The organism is Vibrio sp. PNB23_22_6 (assembly GCF_052877535.1).
In genome coordinates this window covers 12,198-31,625 of the sequence record NZ_JBNFXP010000002.1, presented here as the reverse complement: position 1 = coordinate 31,625, position 19,428 = coordinate 12,198, and the positions used below count along the sequence as shown (strand labels likewise).

The 19,428-nt window shown below is 45.6% G+C and carries 18 protein-coding genes; 12 read left to right on the top strand and 6 right to left on the bottom strand.

Annotation, left to right across the window (positions count from 1 at the left end; all coding sequences use genetic code 11):
* Positions 1-5 precede the first annotated feature (5 nt).
* The 3 genes from ACVA54_RS01950 to ACVA54_RS01940 all read right to left on the bottom strand — a co-directional run bounded on the left by ACVA54_RS01950 (position 6) and on the right by ACVA54_RS01940 (position 3,391).
* Positions 6-335 (bottom strand): DMT family transporter, encoded by a 330-nt coding sequence (locus tag ACVA54_RS01950; protein ID WP_446598888.1) that lies wholly within the window; start codon positions 333-335, stop codon positions 6-8.
* A 355-nt stretch (positions 336-690) separates the two neighbouring features.
* Positions 691-1,968, bottom strand: a complete 1,278-nt coding sequence (locus ACVA54_RS01945; RefSeq protein ID WP_446649365.1) for an NAD(P)/FAD-dependent oxidoreductase — start codon at positions 1,966-1,968, stop codon at positions 691-693.
* 34 nt (positions 1,969-2,002) lie between these two features.
* Complete coding sequence (locus tag ACVA54_RS01940; protein ID WP_099078382.1) at positions 2,003-3,391, bottom strand: glutamine synthetase family protein; 1,389 nt, start codon at positions 3,389-3,391, stop codon at positions 2,003-2,005.
* 407 nt (positions 3,392-3,798) lie between these two features.
* On the opposite strand from ACVA54_RS01940, the gene ACVA54_RS01935 reads away from it, so the two are divergent.
* The 8 genes from ACVA54_RS01935 to ACVA54_RS01900 all read left to right on the top strand — a co-directional run bounded on the left by ACVA54_RS01935 (position 3,799) and on the right by ACVA54_RS01900 (position 11,859).
* Positions 3,799-5,130 (top strand): glutamine synthetase family protein, encoded by a 1,332-nt coding sequence (locus tag ACVA54_RS01935; protein WP_446596640.1) that lies wholly within the window; start codon positions 3,799-3,801, stop codon positions 5,128-5,130.
* A gap of 128 nt (positions 5,131-5,258) precedes the next feature.
* Positions 5,259-6,608 carry an aspartate aminotransferase family protein gene (locus tag ACVA54_RS01930; RefSeq protein ID WP_099078381.1) on the top strand — a complete coding sequence of 450 codons (1,350 nt, stop codon included), beginning with the start codon at positions 5,259-5,261 and terminating at the stop codon, positions 6,606-6,608.
* 44 nt (positions 6,609-6,652) lie between these two features.
* The gene (locus ACVA54_RS01925; RefSeq protein WP_099078380.1) at positions 6,653-7,762 is read left to right on the top strand and encodes an extracellular solute-binding protein; all 1,110 of its coding nucleotides are present in this window, start codon (positions 6,653-6,655) and stop codon (positions 7,760-7,762) included.
* Between the two features lie 54 nt (positions 7,763-7,816).
* The gene (potA, locus tag ACVA54_RS01920) at positions 7,817-8,959 is read left to right on the top strand and encodes a polyamine ABC transporter ATP-binding protein (protein WP_099078379.1); all 1,143 of its coding nucleotides are present in this window, start codon (positions 7,817-7,819) and stop codon (positions 8,957-8,959) included.
* Positions 8,956-9,873: a putrescine ABC transporter permease PotH gene (gene potH / locus ACVA54_RS01915; protein ID WP_099078378.1), complete on the top strand. Its 918-nt coding sequence runs from the start codon at positions 8,956-8,958 to the stop codon at positions 9,871-9,873. Before potA ends, potH begins: the two co-directional genes overlap by 4 nt.
* Positions 9,870-10,712, top strand: coding sequence for an ABC transporter permease subunit (locus tag ACVA54_RS01910; RefSeq protein WP_099078377.1), 843 nt, complete (start codon positions 9,870-9,872; stop codon positions 10,710-10,712). Before potH ends, ACVA54_RS01910 begins: the two co-directional genes overlap by 4 nt.
* 30 nt (positions 10,713-10,742) lie before the next feature.
* Positions 10,743-11,285: a cupin domain-containing protein gene (locus ACVA54_RS01905; protein WP_099078376.1), complete on the top strand. Its 543-nt coding sequence runs from the start codon at positions 10,743-10,745 to the stop codon at positions 11,283-11,285.
* A 151-nt stretch (positions 11,286-11,436) separates the two neighbouring features.
* The gene (locus ACVA54_RS01900; protein ID WP_099078375.1) at positions 11,437-11,859 is read left to right on the top strand and encodes an Hsp20/alpha crystallin family protein; all 423 of its coding nucleotides are present in this window, start codon (positions 11,437-11,439) and stop codon (positions 11,857-11,859) included.
* A 126-nt stretch (positions 11,860-11,985) separates the two neighbouring features.
* Here ACVA54_RS01900 and ACVA54_RS01895 read toward each other — a convergent pair whose 3' ends face one another.
* Together ACVA54_RS01895 and ACVA54_RS01890 are read right to left on the bottom strand one after the other, a co-directional pair.
* Positions 11,986-13,473: an aldehyde dehydrogenase gene (locus ACVA54_RS01895; protein ID WP_446619065.1), complete on the bottom strand. Its 1,488-nt coding sequence runs from the start codon at positions 13,471-13,473 to the stop codon at positions 11,986-11,988.
* Between the two features lie 175 nt (positions 13,474-13,648).
* Positions 13,649-14,197 carry a cupin domain-containing protein gene (locus ACVA54_RS01890; protein WP_099078373.1) on the bottom strand — a complete coding sequence of 183 codons (549 nt, stop codon included), beginning with the start codon at positions 14,195-14,197 and terminating at the stop codon, positions 13,649-13,651.
* 239 nt (positions 14,198-14,436) lie between these two features.
* Here ACVA54_RS01890 and ACVA54_RS01885 point away from each other — a divergent pair, with 239 nt between their 5' ends.
* From ACVA54_RS01885 to ACVA54_RS01870, 4 genes are all read left to right on the top strand, one after another.
* Complete coding sequence (locus ACVA54_RS01885) at positions 14,437-15,768, top strand: aminotransferase class III-fold pyridoxal phosphate-dependent enzyme (protein WP_446649364.1); 1,332 nt, start codon at positions 14,437-14,439, stop codon at positions 15,766-15,768.
* Between the two features lie 90 nt (positions 15,769-15,858).
* The gene (locus tag ACVA54_RS01880; RefSeq protein WP_446649363.1) at positions 15,859-17,355 is read left to right on the top strand and encodes a CoA-acylating methylmalonate-semialdehyde dehydrogenase; all 1,497 of its coding nucleotides are present in this window, start codon (positions 15,859-15,861) and stop codon (positions 17,353-17,355) included.
* Between the two features lie 7 nt (positions 17,356-17,362).
* Complete coding sequence (locus tag ACVA54_RS01875) at positions 17,363-18,103, top strand: glutamine amidotransferase-related protein (RefSeq protein ID WP_099078370.1); 741 nt, start codon at positions 17,363-17,365, stop codon at positions 18,101-18,103.
* A 432-nt stretch (positions 18,104-18,535) separates the two neighbouring features.
* Positions 18,536-18,763, top strand: a complete 228-nt coding sequence (locus ACVA54_RS01870; protein ID WP_099078369.1) for a hypothetical protein — start codon at positions 18,536-18,538, stop codon at positions 18,761-18,763.
* A 135-nt stretch (positions 18,764-18,898) separates the two neighbouring features.
* Here the strand turns inward: ACVA54_RS01870 and ACVA54_RS01865 are convergent, their stop codons facing one another.
* Positions 18,899-19,417: a macro domain-containing protein gene (locus ACVA54_RS01865; RefSeq protein WP_099078509.1), complete on the bottom strand. Its 519-nt coding sequence runs from the start codon at positions 19,415-19,417 to the stop codon at positions 18,899-18,901.
* Positions 19,418-19,428: the final 11 nt, after the last annotated feature.

Sequence of the window (19,428 nt, the reverse complement as noted above, 5' to 3'; positions counted from 1 at the left end):
TGTAATTAATGAGTGTGTCCGTGAGAGAAGTTTATCACCATCACACCCGCCGCGATAAGAGCCATGCCAATCCAAATGCTGGCATCCATGTGTTGCCGGTAGACCAAGCTAGAAATCAGGGTGACGGATACAATCGCTAGTCCAGCCCAAAGTGCATGCACAATGCCAACGGGCATGCCGCCTTTCATTGCTTGTGATAAGCAGACGAACGCCGCCAGGTGACCAATGAGAACCAGTGTCGCGGGGATGGGTTTACTAAAACCGTCGGTTGCTTTAAGTGCCACATGTGAAAGGGCTTCAGCGCCCACGCCTAAAAGTAAGAAAAACCAGCTCATTATTGTCATTCGTCATCGGTTGTTGTGGAGTGCGTCTAGTATATTGATGATGAATAAAACGATAATCCCATAATAGCTTAAATTACTTTTACTTATTTGTAATAATTTGGCCTTGTAGCTGTTAATCGCCTCGCTTCTTGTTAGAGCGCCGTGAGTCATATTGTTGCTTGCATAGGTCTGCCTGACTAACTAACGTGAGGAGTTGTTATGCATAGGGGCTTGATGTGTAACACATGGCATTCTACTACGCGTCTACTTTAGTCATAAGAGCGATTACATGAGTATATCTAAGAGATGATGGCGGTGTTAAGGGTCGAACGTACGACCCTTTTGAAACGCGTTGTGTTCGAGGTAATTAAAGTAAATCACGGACTCGGAAGTAGGACATGGCTAGCACCAAGGCAGGGGTGCGAAATAGTCGCCCACCAGGGAATGACATATGAGGGATCTTGTCGAAAATGGCAAAGCGCTCTGCCGTTGTTGCGACACACTCGGCCATTAAGGTCCCCGCCATTCCCGTTGCAGCAATACCGTGGCCAGAAAAGCCTTGAGCAAAGTAAACATTGGGTTTGAGTCGGCCGAAATGAGGGGCGCGATTCATGGTAATTGCCACATTTCCTCCCCAGGCGAAATCGACTTTGGTATGGTTCAGTTGAGGAAATATGTCTACCATTCTTTTTCGCATCGCATTCTCTAAATTAAATGGTGCCACACCTGAATAGCTGACTCGTCCGCCAAATAACATTCGATGGTCGCCAGAGCAACGGAAGTAGTCGAGTACAAAGTTAATATCACAGGCGGAGATATGGTTTTTCATTAGCTCATTGGTTAAAGTTTCATCAAGAGGCTCAGTGGCGCATACATAAGTGCCAACGGGCATGACTTTATTTTCTAAAGAACTTTCAAGTCCATCCATGTAGGCGTTACATGCAAGAATGACGTGATTGGCTTTCACCGTGCCTTGTTTAGTAAAGAGAACGGCAGGATCGCCATGTTCGATTTTAGTCACCGCACTTTCTTCAAAAAACTGAGCGCCGGCGGCTTTCGCGGCATTGACTAAGCCGAGAGTGTAATTCAATGGGTGTAAATGGCCGCTATTGCTGTCAAACATCCCCGACGTGTACTTGTCGCTGGCAATATTTTCTCGGACTTGGTTTTGACCCCACATTTCAAGGGAGCCATAACCATAGCGCTCAGTCAGGTCATCATGCCACTGTTGAAGTTCTTTATCATGGCGCGGCTTCATGCCTAAATGCACCATGCCATCACGCCAGTCACAGTCGATGTTGTATTTTTTGATATTGTTTTTGGTCAGAGCTAAGGCTTCAATGGAAATATCCCAAAGTTTTTTCGCATCCGACTGGCCGACAAGTTTTTCGAGCGTGGGCTGTTCTGCTGCCCAGCCAAAAATTGCCTGACCACCGCTTCGTCCTGATGCTCCCCAACCCACACGATTTGCTTCCAATACAATCACGCTAAAGCCTTGGTTTGCTAGCTCAAGCGCCGCAGTTGCACCCGTGATACCAGATCCAACGACACACACATCGGCAACATGGTCACCCTTTAATTTTGGAAAACGTAAATCCAAGTTTTTTGATGCAGCATAGTAAGAGTGAGTGTGTTTGGTGCTCATCTTGACGTCCTTTTCTTATGATATTGATTAAAACTTAGCGGTACCATTGGTATTCAAGTGGGGATACTTGAGCTGAGAATCTTTCCTGTTCATGCTTTTTGTTTGCCAGATAGACCTTGCAAAACTCTTCGCCAAAGCTAGCTTGTAAAAATGCACTTGTCGCAAATGCTTGTAGTGAGCTGTCCCAGGAGCTTGGTAGAGGTTGTAACTCTAGTAAATTAGCGTCACCTTCGATAGGTGCTGGTGGTGTCAGATTGCTTTCAATACCATCAATGATGGATGCGAACAAAACAGACACGGTCAGATACGGGTTTACGTCCGCACCGGATAGACGGTGTTCGATTCGTTTATCTTCAACGCCGCTGGCGGGCACCCTTACGGCAACGGTTCGGTTATCCCAGCCCCATGACGCATGTAATGGTACGAACATATTGGGCTGCAAGCGTCGGTAAGAGTTTGCGTTGGGCGCAAATACAGCCATACATTCATCCATATGTTCTAATACACCAGCAATGGCATTAAGCAGTAAATCTTCATTATGCCCGAGCATGTTAATGCCATCTTTATTCTGCAAGCTGATGTGGACATGACAGCCACTGCCAGCATATTCCGTGTAAGGCTTCGCCATGAAGTTGGCATGAAAACCGTGTTTTTTTGCGACAGCGCGGACGACACGTTTTAGCAGCATGGCATGATCGCAGGCTAACAAGATATCAGTTGAATGCTTCAGGTTGACTTCAAATTGGCCAGGAGCATATTCGGCGGTGATGTTTTCTGCTGGAATGCCTTGCGTTTGGCAGGCGCTGACGACTTCATCCAAGAACGCTTTAAATTCATCGAGTTCTTCGAGTGAATAAACCTGTGTTTGTGTCATGCGATCGCCACTCACTGGCATAAGCGGTGGTTGGGGGCTTCCTGCGTCATCGTGTTCAAGATCTTGTAAATAAAACTCCAACTCAATCGCGATACAAGGGTGAAAACCTTTGCTCTGAAGTTTCTCGAGTTGTTGAGCGAGTACGTGCCTTGGATCAGCAAAGAAGGGTTGGTTGGTATCCGGCTCGTACATAGTAACGATGGCTTGGGCACTGTTTTCTTGCCAAGGTACAATCTGCAAAGAGTTCGGAACCATATGGCAGATACGGTCACCATCGCCTTTTTCAAATCCCAGCCCAGTTTCTTCGACGGTTTCACCGCAGATATCAAGCGCAAAAACAGAAGCGGGTAAGCAAATACCTTGCTCGAGTACTTTGCTTAACTGGGTGGTGTTGATCCGCTTACCTCTTACAACACCGTTCATATCGAACAAGATCAGATCAATTGTCGTAATGTTTGGGTGGCGTTCAATAAATTGAGCAATCTCTAACTGCTCTTGTTTGGTTTTTAGTCGATTAATGTTATTTGGTTGATCGGCAAGACTACTCATACCCACAGTGACTCCTCCACGTTAAACGTAAAAATTCCTTGTTCTATAAAGGCTCAGAAATGCCCGCAGACCACATTGCTTGCTTTTTAACCATACACGCAATGTTCAGTAAATTACAATACAAATGTAACTCAAATGTTAATGAATGCTTGGTGTGTTATAAAATATTTAACATGACCGGTTGACTTTTGAGCAGATTCAGGCCAATGCTAAATAAAGCTTTTTGAGACATCCATGAATTTTTGGATGGAGTAATAACCGGGGTTTTCTTTACCTAGCACGCCAGAAAGAGGATTGGGATTAAGGAAAACATCCGATTGTTATTTTGTTGCCAGTCAGTGGTTAACCGTGCTAGCGCAAGCCTGAAGCGTATTTTAATGGACGAAAAATGTAGCAAAGAAGGATTTATGGAAACAATCAAGAAATGGATTGAAGAGAATCGTATTACTGAGGTTGAGTGCCTTATCCCCGATATCACAGGCAATGCACGAGGCAAGATCATGCCCGCCAAAAAATTTCTTCGAGAAGGGGGGATGCGTCTTCCCGAGGTGGTTTTTTTCCAAACGGTGAACGGTGATTGGCCAGACGATGAAAGTATGATCGATCTGACTGAGAAAGACATGAATCTAGAGCCCGATCCAAACACGATTAGATTTGTTCCATGGACAAAAGATCCAACAGCTCAGGTGATTCATGACTGTCAGACGGTAGATGGTGATCCAGTCGAAATCTCGCCAAGGGCAGTATTAAGACGTGTTTTGGCTCTCTATGAAAAAGAGGGTTGGAGCCCGATTGTCGCGCCTGAGCTTGAGTTTTTCCTAGTGCAAAAGAATCTCGATTGGGACTACCCACTTGAGCCGCCTATTGGACGAAATGGCAGACCAGAAACCGCAAGACAGTCGTTCAGTATCGATGCCGTGAATGAATTCGATCCTATTTTTGAAGATATGTATGACTACTGTGAGATACAGGGCTTAGACGTCGATACGTTAGTTCATGAATCGGGCGCAGCACAGATGGAATTAAACTTCGATCACGGTGAGCCTTTGGATCGCGCTGATCAGGTGTTTCTATTTAAACGTACAGTCAGAGAAGCGGCGCTACGCCATGATGTTTACGCCACCTTTATGGCGAAACCGATGGAGCATGAGCCAGGCAGCGCCATGCATATTCACCAAAGCTTGGTGGATGCGAATGGCAAAAACTTGTTCGCCAATGAAGATGGTTCTAACAGCGAACTGTTCCTCAACTATATTGCCGGCATGCAAAAATATACGCCTGCAGCGATTGCCTTTTTTGCTCCCAATATCAATTCCTATCGTCGTTTAGTCTTTGGCGACTCGGCACCAACCAATGTGGCATGGGGAGAAGATAACCGAACGGTTGGGCTTCGAGTCCCCGTCTCTGATAAAAATTCCCGTCGTATTGAAAACCGTTATGCCGGTGCCGATGCGAACCCATATTTAGCCATGGCATTAACACTAGCGTGTGGCTACTTGGGAATGAAAGAGAAACTCACGCCGACACCACAAAGTACCGGTGATATGACGACCGAACCTTATTCACTTCCTCATACGTTGGAAGAGGCTTTGGTGTTGCTAGAAAATTGTAATGAGTTGAGAGAAATTCTCGGTGATCGATTTGTTTCAGCTTATGTTGCGATTAAGCGCAAAGAGTACAAAACATTCTTTCAAGTGATCAGTTCTTGGGAGCGTGAGTTCTTACTTCTTAACGTATAAATCCAACTTAACGTATCAACGGAGGTCATTTCCTATGAAAGGAGGCTTCTAAGTGGAAAACATTTGTTTGTGGAGATAGCGGGCAAGTCGTCCTTGCACGTTATTAATATTAAAAATGGAAAGAAACTATGTCTAAATGGATCGAACAAGATAGTGCACATTGTTTGCACCCTTTTACTAACTTCAAGGCTCTAAATAATAAGGGCTCTCGCATTATTAAACGCGCAGAAGGTGTTTATATCTATGACGAGGATGATAACAAGATCCTTGATGGTATGGCCGGGTTATGGTGCGTGAATATGGGCTACAGCTGTCAGCCTCTTATTGATGCCGCCACCAAGCAGATGCAAGAACTGCCTTACTACAACTTGTTCTTCCAAACCACGCATCCACCCGCGGTAGAGTTATCTACATTGTTGGCTGAAGTGACACCAGAAGGCATGAATCACGTATTCTTTACTGGATCGGGTTCTGAGTGTAATGACACCGTGGTGAGAATGGTGCGCCACTACTGGGCAAGCCTTGGTAAACCAGAAAAGCAAACCATTATCAGTCGAAAAAATGCTTACCACGGTAGTACGATGGCGGGGGCGAGCCTCGGCGGTATGGCGTTTATGCATGCTCAAGGTGGTCTTCCTTTACCTAATATCGTTCATATTGATCAGCCTTACTATTTTGGTGAAGGTAATGGTGTAGATGAAGCGGAATTTGGTTTAGAGCGGGCAAGACAACTTGAAGAGAAAATTTTAGAACTGGGTGAAGAAAACGTCGCTGCCTTTATTGCTGAACCTATTCAGGGGGCGGGTGGCGTGATCATTCCGCCTGCGAGTTATTGGCCAGAGATCCAACGCATCTGTGACAAGTATGAAATTCTACTGATTGTTGATGAAGTGATTTGTGGTTTTGGTCGTACGGGGGAGTGGTTCGCAAGTCAAACATTCAACATTCAGCCAGATTTAATGTGTATGGCGAAGGGGATCACATCAGGATACTTACCTTTAGGCGGTGTTATGGTTCGTGATCATGTTGCTAAGGTATTGACCGATGCTGATACCGAGTTTGCCCACGGTTTCACTTATTCCGGTCACCCAGCAGCTTGTGCTGTTGCCATCGCCAATATCAAAGAAATGCAACGTCTCAACATCGTTAATCAGGTACGAGAAGACACGGGACCGTATTTTGCTAAGCGTTGGGCAGAATTAGCCGACCACCCTATGGTTGGAGAGGCGCGCAGTCTTGGGTTGGTAGGCGCGATTGAGTTAGTTAAGGACAAAGAGACCAAAGAACGCTTCGATAAAGAGTTAGATGTTGGTACTCGATGTCGCGAACATTGTTTTAATAATGGCGTCGTGTTGAGAGCCGTCGGAGACTCAATGATCTGCTCACCACCACTGATTATCAGTAAATCTGAAATTGACGACTTAGTTGAATTTGCAAAACAGTCTTTAACTAACACACTCGCCGACGTTCAGCAGTAGCCGACGAGGATAACACCAAAGCGCAACAGGGAACGGAGATCCAAATGGAAAAAATAAAAGCTTACTTTGGGGTAGCGTTGGGGATGACGATTGGGTTAACCCCGTTAACATCACTTGCTGCTGAAGACAAAGTACTCAATATCTATAACTGGTCTGATTATATTGCCGAAGACACCATTGCTAAGTTTGAAAAGGAAACGGGCATTGAAGTGGTCTATGATGTTTTTGATTCTAACGAAGTTTTGGAAGCAAAAATTCTGTCAGGCAATACCGGCTTTGACATTGTCGTACCGAGTAACGATTTCTTGGGTAGGCAGGCAAAAGCTGGCGCTTTCCAAAAGCTGGATAGAGAAAAGCTGAGCAACTATAAAAACCTAGACCCGAAACTCATGGGCATTCTGGCAGAAACAGTTGACCCAGAGAATGCCTACTCAGTGCCTTACCTTTGGGGTACAACCGGCATTGGCTATAACGTTGAAAAAGTCAAAGCCGCATTGGGAGAGGATGCCCCAGTGGACAGTTGGGATTTGGTGTTTAAACCAGAGAATATGGAAAAACTGTCAAAATGTGGTGTTGGGTTCTTGAATGCGCCAACAGAGATCATGATGGCGGCGCTTAATTATGTTGGTAAAAACCCAAACAGCACCGATCCGAATGACTATAAGAAAGATGCACTTGAGGTATTGAAACCCGTACGCCCATATGTCACTTACTTCCACTCTTCGCAATACATTAATGACTTAGCAAACGGTGATATTTGTGTCGCAATTGGTTGGTCAGGGGACGTTCTGCAAGCGGCGGACCGAGCGGCAGAGGCGGATAATGGTGTTGAAATTGCCTACTCCATTCCGAAAGAAGGCGCATTAGCATGGTTTGATTTGATGGCCATTCCTAAAGACGCGAAGCATCCGGAAAATGCGCATCTTTTCATTAACTTCTTGCTAAGACCGGAAATCATCGCAGAAATCAGTAACTACGTTTGGTATGCGAACCCGAACCCAGCTTCACGTGAGTTTATTGATGCTGAAATTCTGGAAGATCCAGGCATCTACCCAGACGAGGAAACACAAAAGAAACTGTTCAGTTCAAAAATGTTACCTCATAAAACCGCTCGTGCAATGACACGTGCGTGGACTGATTTTGTCAAAAACTAGATAGATAGAACATGGCGGCCTTAAACGGGTCGCCGCTTTTGTTTGGAGAATGCCATGACAGTGATGTCACTTGATACCGATCGTCCTCATTTACATGTGGATTCAACACCGCCAAAACCATTACTTGAAATCAGAGGATTAACGAAAAACTTTGATGGCCATGTGGCCGTAGATGGTGTGGATTTAACGATCAACCAAGGCGAACTTTTCGCTTTGCTTGGGGCATCGGGTTGCGGAAAATCAACCTTGTTAAGGATGCTCGCCGGTTTTGAGCAACCTTCCGCAGGGCAGATCATCTTAGATGGTGAAGATCTGGCCGATATTCCCCCGTATCGACGTCCCGTGAATATGATGTTCCAATCCTATGCGTTGTTTCCTCACATGACCGTCGCTGGCAACATTGCATTTGGTTTAAAGCAGGATGGCATGTCACGCCAAGAAATTGATGAGACCGTCAAACAGATGCTGGAATTGGTGCACATGTCTGACTATGCCAAACGAAAACCACATCAACTCTCTGGTGGGCAAAAACAGCGTGTTGCACTCGCTCGTAGTTTAGCCAAAAAACCTAAACTGCTGCTTCTTGATGAACCAATGGGCGCGCTAGATAAAAACCTAAGAGAGAAAATGCAACTCGAAGTGGTGGATATCCTAGAGCGTGTGGGCGTGACTTGTGTGATGGTGACACATGATCAAGAAGAAGCCATGACGATGGCCAGCCGAATTGCCATCATGAATAAAGGACAGTTTGTTCAAATTGATTCTCCGGAAGCCATTTATGAGCACCCTAACTCTAAATTCTCAGCGACCTTTATCGGCTCAGTGAATATATTTGAAGGGCTCCTAGAAACAAATCAGAACGACAATTGTACGGTGAGAAGCCATGAGCTGGAGCAACCAATTTATATTAATCATGGCATTTCTGGTGCGCCGGGAATTTCGGTGATGATCGCGGTTCGCCCTGAAAAAATGACATTGAGCACACGTGCAAACCATTCGGCAAACAGCTGCTCTGGGGTTGTTGAAGACATTGCCTATATGGGTAATCAGTCGATTTATCATGTTCGTTTAGCATCAGGCAAGTTGGTGACGGCAACGTTACAAAATACCACCCGTTTACGGAAAGATATGCCAACGTGGGAGCAGAAGGTTACGCTCAGTTGGGACACGGAAAGTTGCGTGGTACTAAAAATATGATGAAATCAGCCAAATTGAATATCTGGCGTGTGATCCCAACGCCCAAATGCTTATTGCTTGCCGTCCCGTATGGGTGGTTATTACTGTTTTTCTTACTTCCATTCTTGATTGTTTTTAAAATCAGTTTTGCGGAAGCGCAGATTTCAATACCGCCATACTCTGAATTACTTAGTTATGCCGAGCAACAACTACAGCTACTGTTGAATATAGGTAACTACCAATACCTGCTTGAAGACGATCTCTATGTCTCTTCTTATATGGAGTCGATACGCATTGCGCTTATTTCGACGTTGTTGTGTCTATTGATCGGTTTTCCTATTGCGTGGGCCATTGTGCACTCTACACCGTCGATGCGTAACGTACTGCTGATGCTCATTATTTTGCCGTCATGGACGAGTTTCTTGATTCGAGTGTACGCTTGGATAGGGATCCTCAAAAACAATGGGCTACTCAATAATGTGTTATTAACGGTTGGGGCCATTGATGAGCCGCTCAAAATATTGCATACCGATATCGCGGTGTATATCGGTATCGTTTATACCTATTTACCTTTCATGGTCTTACCCTTGTATACCGCACTCATGCGAGTGGATTATTCATTGATTGAAGCCGCTGGTGATTTAGGTGCCAAACCAGCAACAACGCTGTTTAGCGTTTTGGTGCCGTTGACCCGGGCGGGCATTATTGCTGGATCGATGTTGGTCTTTATTCCTGCGGTAGGGGAGTTTGTTATTCCCGAACTGCTCGGTGGGCCGGATTCAATTCTCATCGGCAAAGTATTATGGCAAGAGTTTTTCAATAACCGAGATTGGCCAGTGGCCTCGGCAGTGGCCATCGTGATGCTGCTGGTATTAATGGTGCCAATTCTTTGGTTCCACCGTTATCAAAAGCGTGAATTGGAGGCGCAAGGATGAATGATATTCCAGTTTACAACAATCGATGGAAGTGGCTGATTCTGGGGATGGGTTTTACCTTTCTTTACTTACCAATTTTGATCTTGATTATTTACTCTTTTAACGAAAATCGTTTAGTTACGGTTTGGTCAGGATTCTCTTTCAAATGGTACTCGGAATTGTTTGATGACGATTTGCTAATGGGTGGGGTTAAACTCAGCTTATTGATCGGTGTCCTTTCTGCCAGTGCTGCGGTTGTTCTGGGTACAATCGCCGCCTTTGTATTGAATCGTTTCGGTAGTTTTAAAGGTGAGACGGGTTTTGCCTTTATGATAACGGCGCCATTGGTGATGCCAGAAGTGATCACTGGTTTGTCTTTGCTACTCCTTTTTATTGCTATAGGGCAAGTATTTGATTTGTTTAATCAGCGTGGAATGATGACGATTTGGATTGCGCATGTCACTTTTTGTACGGCTTATGTAACAGTGGTGGTGAGCTCCAGATTACAAGAGGTTGATCGCTCAATAGAAGAAGCGGCGATGGATCTTGGTGCGCCACCTTGGAAAGTGTTTTTTCAAATTACGTTGCCAAGTATTGCCCCTGCGATTCTTGCAGGCTGGTTATTGGCTTTTACGTTATCGCTTGACGATTTGGTGATTGCCAGTTTTGTGTCGGGTCCAAGCGCAACAACGTTACCAATGGTGGTGTTTTCCAGTGTAAGGCTTGGGGTTAGTCCTAAAATCAATGCTCTCGCAACGTTGATTATTATGGCGGTGGCATGTGCGACCTTTATCGCGTGGTGGGTGTTAGCCAAAGCAGAAAAGCGCCGGTTACAAGAGATTAAGATGAGTGAACAGTAAGGCTATCTTTTGATAATCTAGGAGAGATACATGGATGTAGGCAAGCAACTTAAAACGATTCGTACCATGCGTGGTTTATCGCAACGAGAATTGGCTAAGCGAAGTGGCGTAACTAACTCCATGATCTCTCAAATTGAGCAGAACCTTGTGAATCCTTCCGTAGGATCATTAAAAAAAATCCTCGAAGCCATTCCGATCTCTATGGGTGAATTTTTCACCTTAGATGTTGAGCCAAAAGACGATATCTTTTTTAGCCCCGATCAGCTCGCGGATTTGGGTGATGGCCATATTCGAATGCTATTAGTGGGTGCGAAACGCGATGGTCGTCAACTGGCGATTTTGCGTGAGATCTATCCCCCTGGTTCTGATACAGGCACCGACTTCATGCAACATGAAGGGGAAGAAGGAGGTGTTGTGATTCGTGGTGAAATTGAAATCACCGTAGGTAGCCACACACAAGTACTGAAAGCTGGGGATTCTTACTATTTTGAAACGCGTAAACCACATCGATTCCGTAATAAGGGCAAAGTAGAGTGTGAGCTGATTAGCGCTGCAACGCCACCAACGTTCTAGATAATCGTAGTCGTGCTTCTGCTAGGCTGAAGAAACGAACGGAAATCGTACAGGCCTTTTGATTTGGATCAATGTATCGAAATTTTCGCCTTTATCTTCACCAGTAAGAGCCTAAACTTTATGCGAGGGTATAAAGAGTAAGGAGGCGAGTATGAGCTTAATTCCTAGAGATTCTTGGTCTGATTTTAGCCATTTGTTGGATAACGCTTTTCCGAGTATGCATGCACGTTGGAGCCATGGGCAGTTTTCTCCGAATGTCGATGTGATAGAAAAGGAAACGGCGTTTGAAATAATGGCGGATCTCCCTGGTGTGGAGAAGAAAGACATTTCAGTGACTTGTGATAAGGGAGTGCTGACAATAGAAGCATCCACCATACAGCAAGATGAAACTGTACAAGAAGGAAAATTCATACACAAAGAGCGTTACCAAGGCAAGATGGCTCGAAGCTTTACGTTGAGTAGCAATGTCAATGCCAATGACATCTATGCAGAATTTACGGATGGGGTGTTGGTTGTCGTCATTCCTAAAGTAGAGGCGACGGTTTCTGAAGCGAGAAATGTCGAGATTAGCTAACGCACATTGTATTGAAGAATAAGCGTAGCAACGGACTCCAACTGAATGGGACACTAGCAGAATGGCCTCAAACAAGAGGCCATTCGTATTTATAACTGATCAACAAAATCCAAGACCAATGTAGCTCTAGTCCAGCTCAATCCACGTTGATTTAATTTCGGTGTATTTATCCAGTGCATGTAAGGACTTATCCCTGCCGTTACCACTTTGCTTGTAGCCACCAAACGGCATCGTCATGTCTCCGCCATCCCAGTTATTCACAAATACAGTACCAGCCCTCAACGCACGAGAGCATTTTACTGCCGTTGAAATATCGGCTGTCCAAACGCCCGCAGCGAGGCCATAATCGCTATCATTGGCAAGCTCAATGGCTTCTTCGATAGTATCGAATGTCGTTACACAGAGAACTGAGCCAAATATTTCTTCTCTGAATATTCGCATTTCAGGCGTCACATCGGTAAAGACGGCAGGTTGGATATAGTAACCGCCAGTCTGCTCATGAACAGGTTGACCACCGAATCGAAGTGTTGCGCCTTCCTGTTTACCAATTTCAATATAATTAAGGATGCGATCAAACTGGGTTTTATCCACAATCGCGCCAACGCGAGAGCTGCCGTTAAGTGGATCGCTAGGTTGCCATTTGTCCATGTACTTCACCAGTAGCTCGATAAATTGCTCTTTGATGGAAGAGTGGACTAAGAGACGAGAACCAGCGGTACACACCTCTCCTTGGTTGTAGCAAATGGCAGTTGCGGCAGTTGCGGCTGCTTTCTCAATGTCTTTTACGTCGTAATGGATAATATGAGGGCTTTTGCCACCACACTCCATGAAGGCGCGCTTGAGGTTGGATTCGCCTGCAAAGCTTAAGAGCTTCTTACCAACTGCGGTCGAACCGGTAAAGGCAATACAGTCGACATCGTTGTGAAGTGCTAATGCTTGTCCAGCTTCGTGACCGAAACCGGGTAGGACTTGTAATACCCCATTAGGGATCCCCGCTTGAGAGGCCAGTTCGGCAAGTAATATTGCCGTAAGAGGGGACTTCTCGGATGGTTTAATAATGACCGAGTTTCCGGTGGCTAATGCCGGACCGATTTTCCACGCCGCCATGACCGTAGGGAAGTTCCAAGGGACAATAGCGGCCACTACACCTAAAGGCTCACGCGTTACAAGGGCGAGGGCACCGTCAGTTACAGGAGCCACTTCATCATAAATCTTGTCGATGGCCTCGGCATTCCACTGTATGCAGCGTGCAGTGGCTGGCGCATCGTATCCCATTGCGTCAGAAATGGGTTTCCCCATATCTAAAGACTCTAAGAGCGCAAATTGTTCTTGCTGCTCCTCAATGAGCTTGGCGTAGTTGAGTAACACGGTTTTGCGCTCTGCTGGTGGCAGTCCTGCCCAGACGCGAGAGTTAAAGGCATCTCGTGCTGCTTTAACGGCAATGTCGACATCTTCCCGGCGGCAGCGGGAAACGTGAGCGAGAAATTTCCCCGTCGCTGGGTTAATAATCTCGAATGTATCATTAGTGATAGAGCTGGTTAGCTTACCGTTAATGAAGGCTTGTGTGCTAAAACTCAACGTTTCGGCCTTATCGTGCCATGTTATAGTATCCATTCTATTGTCCCTACTCCTTTGTTTCGTTTAAGTAAAACCTAACGGAGGGCTAAACCTGCCAGATGGTTAAATATTGGCGGACAGTTTAAAGCCGTTTCTGATTCAAATTTGATGAAGCATCAGAGCGAATTCGTGGTTTAAACGGCTTGATGGCGACAACAAAATGAACGAAATACTAAAAACTGGCCGGCGAATTGGCGCTAACAATAACGCACACTTTATTACCTGTATTTCTAAAGCGGTGAGGACGAGTACTGTCAAAGTAATAACTGTCGCCCTCATTTAAAATCGCGACGGTTTCCCCAACGGTGAGCTCTAACTGTCCATCGACCACTACGCCACATTCCTGTCCTTCATGAGTTAACATTTCTTGACCGGTATCAGCACCAGGGCTTAGCGTTTCACGCAACATACCAATATGTCGTTCCTGGTGGTAGTGGCCAACTTGTTTATAGCTAATCAGTCCACGACCGATTTCTGGTTGTTCGTTTCTGCGTGTAAAAAATTGTTCTGGCTGATGTTCATCAACAGCAAAAAACTCTGCCATTGATGATGGGATCTTGCTTAACAGCTTGCTCAATGAGGCGACAGATGGGCTGACGGCATTGTTTTCAATTTGCGAGATAAAACCGTTCGTGACACCAGCGCGCTTGGCTAGTTCTCGTTGAGAGAGCCCAGCTTGCTCACGTAACACTCTGAATCTTGAACCAATTTCCACATCCATCATGATTTTCCTTTCCGTTTGCGTTAACGGACTGATTGATTAATAAACTAAACATAACTTAGCGGATGTATTTGAAAAAGCCAGCAGGTGTTCATGATTTAATCATTGCGAGCGCAAAAAAATCCGTCTATAGTCATTTTTGTTAAATATATAATAACATCTCATTTACAATTATCGAGTCAATTGTCCATGGTGTTTATAAAAAAAAACACCCAGCAAGCTTGTTAAGGAGTGGCAAGATGCAAAGTACCAATGCTCAATCAAGTCTGGAATCATTTTGGATGCCGTTTACGGCGAACGCGCAGTTTAAATCGACCCCACGAATGCTAGTGTCCGCGGAGGGGATGTACTATACCTCGGAAGATAAGAGACAAATCTTAGATGGCACCGCAGGGTTATGGTGTTGTAATGCCGGGCACGGTCGCCATGAGATCAGTGAGGCAGTGGCAAGTCAAATTCATACTTTGGATTTTGCGCCTACTTTTCAGATGGGACATCCATTACCGTTTCAATTTGCTGAATCTTTGGCTGAAATTGCTCCAGAAGGATTAAATCGAGTCTTTTTCACGAACTCAGGCTCAGAATCGGTTGATACCGCATTGAAAATCGCCCTCGCTTATCAAAGAGCCATTGGCCAAGGAACGCGAACTCGTTTGATTGGTCGTGAACGGGGCTATCATGGTGTGGGTTTTGGCGGGATCTCTGTGGGGGGCATCGTCAATAACAGAAAGACGTTCGGCACACTATTGACAGGCGTTGATCACCTTCCTCATACATTAAGCATTGAACAGAGTGCCTTTACCAAAGGGTTGCCGGATTATGATCCGGGCTGGGCAGAGAGTTTGCAAAATATCGTTAACCTCCACGATGCGAGCAATATTGCCGCAGTGATCGTGGAACCGATTGCGGGCTCCACAGGGGTCATCCTTCCACCAAAAGGCTATTTAAAACGTCTGCGTGAAATTTGTACCCAACATGGAATTTTGTTGATCTTCGATGAGGTTATTACCGGATTTGGTCGACTTGGTAGCCCGTTTGCTGCTCAAGAATTTGATGTGAAACCTGACATGATCACCAGTGCGAAGGGGTTGACCAATGGTGCGATCCCAATGGGCGCGGTATTTGTGAGTGATGAGATCTATCAAGCGATGGTTGCGCCGGAAAGTCAAGCGATTGAGCTGTTCCATGGATATACCTATTCGGGTCATCCAGTGGCGGCCGCTGCGGGTTTAGCGACGCTCGATATCTATCGTAATGAAAACCTGTACACCAGAGCGGCAGAGCTTGCTGGATATTGGGAACAAGCCCTTCACAGCCTAAAAGGCTTGCCTCACGTAAAAGATTTACGCAACTACGGTCTGGTTGCTGCGATTGAATTAGAAGGTATTGCGGATAAACCGGGCTCGCGTGCTTTCCAAGTGTTTACGCAATGTTTTGAGAAAGGCGCCTTGATTCGAGTGACGGGTGACATTATTGCATTGTCTCCACCACTGATTATCGAGAAGCAACAAATTGATGATTTGTTTAACTTAATTGCAGATGTTTTAAGCACGATTTCTTACCAAGAGTAATAACCGAAACCGCGCCAGCCGCTAACGAGAGTTAGTCACCAAATATAGTACGAACGATCAGGATAAATACAAAGAACAAGGAACAGTGAAATGTCGATTTTGGTATCAAATTTTATTAATGGGCAAGTGGAAAAAAGCACCAGCCAAAGAACCGCAGATTTGTTTAATCCGGCAAATGGTGAACTTCGAGGCCAGGTTCAGCTCTCTTCTGCGAGTGAAGCGCTGTCCGTTGTGCAAGTTGCCAAACAAGCGCAAGCAAAATGGCAAGCGAGACCGCCACTTCAACGTGCACGAGTGATGTTTCGTTTTAAGACGTTATTAGAAGAGCATGCGGATGAACTAGCGACCTTGATCTCAACCGAGCATGGCAAGGTTCATAGCGATGCGATGGGAGAGCTGACACGCGGCTTAGAAGTGGTCGAATTCGCCTGTGGTATTCCACACCTTTTAAAGGGTGAGCATTCACTCAACGTTGGACGTGAAGTTGATAGCTACTCAATGATGCAGCCAGTTGGCGTTTGTGTTGGTATTACGCCGTTTAACTTCCCGGTGATGGTTCCATTGTGGATGATCCCTGTCTCTTTAGCTTGTGGTAACAGCTTTATTCTTAAACCTTCAGAGAAAGATCCAAGCGTGTCTCTTAAGCTCGCACAATTGCTGCAAGAAGCTGGATTGCCTGATGGGGTATTTAATGTCATCCAAGGTGATAAAGAAGTGGTGGATGCATTACTTGATGCGCCAGATGTCGCTGCCGTGAGCTTTGTCGGCTCGACACCGATTGCAGAAGCGATTTATAGCAAAGGCAGTGCAAACGGTAAACGAGTTCAAGCACTTGGCGGAGCAAAAAATCACTTGGTGGTGATGCCAGATGCCGACCTAGATGGTGCAGCTAATGCGATCATGGGCGCGGCTTACGGCGCTGCAGGGGAACGTTGTATGGCGATTTCGGTTGCCGTCGCCGTCGGTGATGAAACCGCTGACAAGCTGGTGGAAACATTGAAACATAAAGTGCAGGAACTGCGTGTCGGCCCTGGGCTTGGCGTATCACCGGAAAATGAAATGGGACCACTGATTAGTGAACCACATAGGAATAAAGTGCGTGACTACATTCAATCAGGGGTTGATCAGGGCGCAACACTAGTGGTCGACGGGCGAGGCTGTGAAACCAGCGAACCTGGTTACTTTGTTGGTGGCACCCTGTTTGATAACGTGACACCAGAGATGACAATCTATCAGGAAGAGATCTTTGGTCCGGTTCTGTCTGTGGTAAGAGCGAAAGACTATCAGCATGCGCTTAAACTTATTAATGAACATGAGTTTGGTAATGGGACCGCCATCTTTACTCGAGATGGAGATACCGCGCGAGACTTCACTGACAAAGTCGAAATTGGCATGGTGGGTGTGAATGTGCCAATTCCGGTTCCAATGGCTTTCCATAGCTTTGGTGGTTGGAAGCGCTCTGTATTTGGACCTCTCAATGTTCATGGCAATGATGGTGTGCGTTTCTATACTCGTATGAAGACCGTTACTGCTCGCTGGCCAAAAGGACAAAGGGAGAGTGAATTTGTGATGCCAACGATGAAATAGGTGAACGATGAGAATTGGAATAATCACGTGTGGGTATGTCGACCCGACTTTATTGGATGGCCATGGTCAGTATGCCGATATGATAGAACGCGCCTTTGCTGGTGTGAATGCTGCAATAACATTTCAAAACTATGATGCGCTGAAAGGTGAGTTACCTCGTTTGGATGAGTGCCATGGTTTTATTATTACTGGCAGCGTACATAACGCTTATGATGATTTGCCATGGATTCTCGCGCTAGCTGACTGGATTCGAAGTTGTGAAGCCAGAAGAAAACCATTGGTCGGAATTTGTTTTGGTCACCAACTCATTGCTAGAGCTTTGGGTGGGATGGTTGAAAAGTCTCACAAAGGTTGGGGGTTAGGTTGTTACGAAGTGAAAGTAGTGGCCCTAAAGAAATGGATGAATCTTGCCGTTGATAGTGCGCGCATGCTGGTGAGTCACCAAGATCAGGTGGTGATAGTACCTAAAGGGATGCGTGTTATTGCGGGTAATGATTTTTGCCCAAACTTTATGCTGGTGAAAGACAATCATATTTTAACCGTGCAAGGTCATCCTGAGTTTAGTCCAGAGTTTACTGAGAAACTGGTCAGGAAACGTCAGCACCTACTTTCTCAACATCAGTACGACGATGCGTTTGTTCAGTTGAAGAAGCCGAACGATTCGATGCTCTTTTTGCATTGGATGAATGCTTTTTTTACTCGTGAGCAGCAGAGAATCTGTTCCGATCTGCTGCAAAAGGTGGGGTAGACCCAAACAGCATCTTAATACGTGTGACGTGTTGCCAATAAACGCCATAACACCGGACAAAGCGCCTCTACATGACCCAGTCATTGGGAACACGTAGAGGCGCATTGTATTTATATTTGTCCTAGTCCCTGTCTTAGGTTGGAGCCAAATAGGAAGCTAGAATGATCTTTATAAGCAGTAATATTAGGGTGAAATGCTAATGTCATGTTGCTCAAATGATGGTGTGTTTGCAATCATTTCATGTTCACGATGATGTTTACGCACAATATCGATAGTGTAAATATAGCTTCTGGTGAAAATTGATTTCCATTAAATTAGTAAGATTTCTGTATGCTAGATTGCGCGCAGATCAAGAAAAAATAGATATTCACGTGCTTCAGCGTTTCGACTTTATTGTGGACTTTTTAAGACTTAGTCGAAGTGCCGTTGAGTATGGAATTGATCATCTGGATTTACCGCAGTTGTAAAACGGAAGAAGCGGTAGCCTTCGCAGAAAAAGCGGCGGATACGAAAGAGTACATCAACCGCTGCATGTCTGATGAAACAACGCCAATTCAGGAAAACTACAATCCTGAGACGGGGGCGGTACAAGGTGCTAATCATTTCTCATGGAGTGCTGCACATCCATACATGTTGTACAACGGCTTCGTGGGTAAGTAACGCTCACTCACCCTAAAGACGTTAATGATTAGGCGTGGAGATGGCTGCCCCCTTGTATATGCAACTGCTTAACTGTTTTTGTTTAGGCACAATAAGATCAAACCGAACGGTGAAAATTGTTCGATATTTTTGTTTCTATTGTGCGGTGTTATCCAGGACTTGTTGCCAAATTGCCAACATATCTTCGCCGAACAGATAGAAGTGCATTGACAGATTTTGGTATTCCTCACGTTGGCAAACTGCCAATGCGACCTCTGCGGCTTCATGAGGGGGGTAACCAAACGCACCGCATGAGATGGCGGGCAAGGCAAGGCTCTGGCAACCATTGTCTAACGCTAAGTCCAAAGCACGTTGGTAGGCAGATTCTAATACTGCACGAGGGTCGGCAAATTTATCGTAGATAGGCCCAACAGCATGAATAACAAAGCGAGCATTCAAGTTACCTGCAGTGGTCATTCGTGCATCCCCCCAAGGGCAGCGTGTGCCATTCACTTCTTCAATCGCGTAGCAAGCCCGTAAAAGCTCTGGCCCTGCGGCGCGATGAATTGCACCGTCCACGCCACCGCCACCAAGCATGCGAGTATTCGCGGCATTGACGATAGCGTCTACTTTCGCCTCAGTGATGTCACCATTAACCAGAAAGATAGTGTTCATTTTTGCCATTA